The organism is Ornithinibacter sp. (genome assembly GCF_035443565.1).
Taxonomy (GTDB): Bacteria; Actinomycetota; Actinomycetes; order Actinomycetales; family Dermatophilaceae; genus Fodinibacter.
The window spans coordinates 2,731-6,075 of sequence record NZ_DAORSO010000136.1; the positions used below are offsets into that span (position 1 = coordinate 2,731).

General features: G+C 74.1%; 4 protein-coding genes. All 4 read right to left on the minus strand.

The features are described from left to right. Positions 1-918: hydroxymethylbilane synthase (gene hemC / locus PLL68_RS11750; protein WP_502910700.1), on the minus strand; the 918-nt coding region annotated here is incomplete at its 3' end. After that, the gene (locus PLL68_RS11755) at positions 915-2,222 is read right to left on the minus strand and encodes a glutamyl-tRNA reductase (RefSeq protein ID WP_324534294.1); all 1,308 of its coding nucleotides are present in this window, start codon (positions 2,220-2,222) and stop codon (positions 915-917) included. The genes hemC and PLL68_RS11755, both read right to left, overlap by 4 nt. Continuing rightward, positions 2,222-2,902 (minus strand): redox-sensing transcriptional repressor Rex, encoded by a 681-nt coding sequence (locus PLL68_RS11760; protein WP_324534296.1) that lies wholly within the window; start codon positions 2,900-2,902, stop codon positions 2,222-2,224. The genes PLL68_RS11755 and PLL68_RS11760 overlap by 1 nt, the downstream gene beginning before the upstream one ends. A 194-nt stretch (positions 2,903-3,096) precedes the next feature. Further along, a complete protein-coding gene (locus tag PLL68_RS11765; RefSeq protein ID WP_324534298.1) occupies positions 3,097-3,345 on the minus strand; it encodes a glutaredoxin family protein in 249 nt (82 codons plus the stop codon).

Below are 3,345 nucleotides of genomic sequence, written 5' to 3' on the forward strand. Positions count from 1 at the left end.
GCTGTCGGACATCAGCTGGGCTGCGCCGTCCTCGAGGAGCAGGTGCGCGAGGCGCCTGCCGAGGTCGGCGGGGGTGGCGGGGTCCCCGACGAGCGAGCGGCGGAGGTCAGCCGTCCCGTCGGGCGAGGTGACGACGGCTCGCAGGGAGAGCTCAGGGCCGTCGAAGCCTTCGACGACCTCGGCGAGTGCGCCGACGGGGGCGGAGCACCCGGCCTCGAGCTCGGCGAGCAACGCCCGCTCGGCGGTGGTGCAGGCGCGGGTGTCGTGGTCGTCGAGCAGGGCGACGAGGGATGCCGTGTGCGCGTCGTCCGCGCGGACCTCCACCGCGAGCGCCCCCTGGCCGGGGGCCGGGAGCATCTGGATCGGGTCGAGCAGCTCGCTGACGGCGTCGATCCGTCCGAGGCGACGCAGGCCTGCGGCGGCGAGCACGACGGCGTCGAGGTGTCCCTCGGTGACCTGCCGCATCCGGGTGTCGACGTTGCCGCGCAGTCCGGTGACGACGAGGCCGAGGCCCAGGGCCTCGAGCTGGGCACGGCGGCGGGGGGAGCCCGTGCCCACGGTCGAACCCGCAGGCAGCTCACCGAGCGTGAGCCCGCCCCGGGCGACGAGGGCGTCGCGGGGGTCCTCGCGCACCGGGATCGCGGCGACGAGCGTGTCCGGGTCGGGTGTCGTGGGCAGGTCCTTCAGCGAGTGCACGGCCAGGTCGACCCGCCCGTCGACCAGGGCGGCGCGCAGGGCGGAGACGAAGACGCCGGTGCCGCCGAGCTGGGCCAGCGGGGTGGTCTGGTCGCGATCGCCCTCGGTGCTGACCTCGACGAGCTCGACCTCGTGGCCGAGCGCGCGCAACTGGTCGGCCACCCACGACGACTGGGTCGTCGCGAGGGCGGATCGGCGGGTTCCGAGGCGGAGCATGCTCAGTCCTCCTCGGGCAGGGTCGGGGGTGCGGACACCAGGGAGACGTCGCGAGGGTCGAGGTCGAACAGCTCGTTGAGCGCCCGCGCGTAGCTGCCGCCCTGGCCGTCCTGGGCGAGTTCCTTCACGCGCACCGTCGGGGTGTGGAGCAGCTTGTCGACGACACGCTCGACGGCCCGGCGGACCTCGGCGCGCTCGGCGTCGCTCAGGCCGGGTGTGCGTCGCTCGAGGCGGCGAAGCTCCTCCTCGACGAGCGCGCCGGCGTGGCTGCGCAGCGCGGTCACGGTCGGCGCGACGGCCTCGGCCGATCGGGCCATGAGGTACGCCGCGACCTCTGCCGTCACGAGGTCACCCGCCTGCGCGACCTGGGGTGCCGACCCGGCATCCGAGAGGTCCTCGCCGAGCTCGGCGAGGCCGACCCGGGTCGTGGCGGGCAGGTCGGCGACGGCGAGGTCGATGTCGTGCGGCAGCGCGAGGTCGATGTAGACCTGCGGGCGTCCGCTGCGGGCAGCGACCGCACGACGGACGTCGTCGGCGGTGATGACCTGCCCCGGAGCGCCGGTGGAGGAGATGACGACGTCGGCCTCGACGAGGGCAGCACCGAGGTCCGCGAGGTGGCGCGAGGTGCCGCCCACCCGATCGGCCACCGTGCGCGCCCGGTCGTGGTTGCGGTTCGCCACGACGACGGTGCGGGCCCCCGAACGGGCCACGGTCGCCGCCGCGAGGGCGCCCATGCCGCCGGCGCCGACGACGAGCACGGACAGGTCGCCGATCGGTCCGAGGGCGGCCTGCGCCCGGGCCAGCCCGGCCTGCACGAGCGAGCCGCTCACGAGGTCGATGCCGGTCTCGGTGTGCACGCGCTTCGCGACCCGCAGGGCCTGCTGGAGCACGGTGTTCAGGGCTGGGCCGACGTGACCGTGACGCTGGGCGCGAGCGAGCGAGCGGCGCACCTGGCCGAGGATCTGGGCCTCGCCGACGGCCATCGAGTCCAGGCCCGAGGCGACGTTGAACACGTGGGCGATGCCGCGGTCCTCATAGTGCACGAACAGGTGCGGTTGCAGATCGGCCCGGTCGACCGAACAGGTGTCGGCCAGCGCCGCCGTGATGTCGGCCAGGGCGCCGTGGAAGGTCAGGCACTCGGCGTAGACCTCGGTGCGGTTGCACGTGGACACGACGACGGCTTCGGTGACGTGCTCCGAGCGCAGCACCGCCTGCTCGAGGGCGGTGCGGGCGTCGGGGTCCAGGGCGACCGACTCCAGGAGTGACAGGGGTGCACCGTGGTGCGACAACCCGAGGACGACCAGGCTCATCAGGCCACCACCTCGGAGGTCGTGGCGGCCGCGGCCGCGGCGACCCGCTGACCGTGGAAGGCGAGGATCTGCAGCTCCGTGGACAGGTCGACGTTGCGCACGACGACCCCGTCGGGGACGGCGAGCACGGCAGGGGCGAAGTTCAGCACCGAGCGGACCCCCGCCGCGACGAGGCGGTCACACGCGTCCTGGGCCCCTGACGACGGCGTGGCGATGACGCCGATCGCGAGGCCCTCGTCGGCGACGAGACCCGGCAGGTCGGACATGGGGCGCACCGGCCGCCCGGCGACGTCCTCGCCCAGCAGCCGACGGTCACCGTCGAGCAGTGCGACGACCTCGAACCCGCGCTCCTCGAACCCGCGGTAGGCGGCGAGCGCCCGACCGAGGTTGCCCATGCCGACGATCGCAACCGGCCACTCGCGGGTCAGGCCCAGTGCGGCGGTGATCTCGGCGGCCAGGCGCTCGACGTCGTAGCCGACCCCGCGCACCCCGTAGGAGCCGAGGTGCGACAGGTCCTTGCGCAGCATCGCCGAGCTCACCCCGGCGGCGTTCGCGAGCTCCTCGGAGCTCACCGAGATCACGCCGTGGCCCGCGAGGGTCGTGAGCGCCCGCAGGTACCCCGGGAGTCGGGCCACCGAGGCCTCCGGGATGCCCCGGCGGGTGGTCGCTGCGTCGGACACCGTCGCTCACCGACTCCTTTCGCGGGCCCGCACGGCCGGATCGGAGCGGGCGGGCGCACGCGTTCAGCGGCCCGGCCAGCGGGTGAGACCGTCAGCGTACGGTCTTGTGAACGCCTGCACAAAGTCGTCCGAGGACCCCGTGACCCTGCTCACTCCCCCGTGTGCTAAAAGCTTCGACAGCAGTCCGGATGCCGTCAGCGCACCGCGGGCGGCGCGGCCAGGGCCGCTCGCAGACGGGTCTCGTCGACCCGCCAGTAGTCGTGCTGACGACCGTCGACCAGGGTCACCGGAATCTGCTCGGCCCACGCCTCACGCAACTGCGGGTCGTCATCGATGGAGTGCTCCTGCCACCCGACCCCGAGATCGGCACTCACCCGCTCGATGGTCTCGCGGGCCGTGTCGCACAGGTGGCACCCCGGCCGGCCGATCAGGGTGACCCGCAC

Excerpts from the sequence above, each read along its gene's own strand:
- PLL68_RS11755 (WP_324534294.1), bottom strand. The coding sequence starts at position 2,222 with ATGAGCCTGGTCGTCCTCGGGTTGTCGCACCACGGTGCACCCCTGTCA.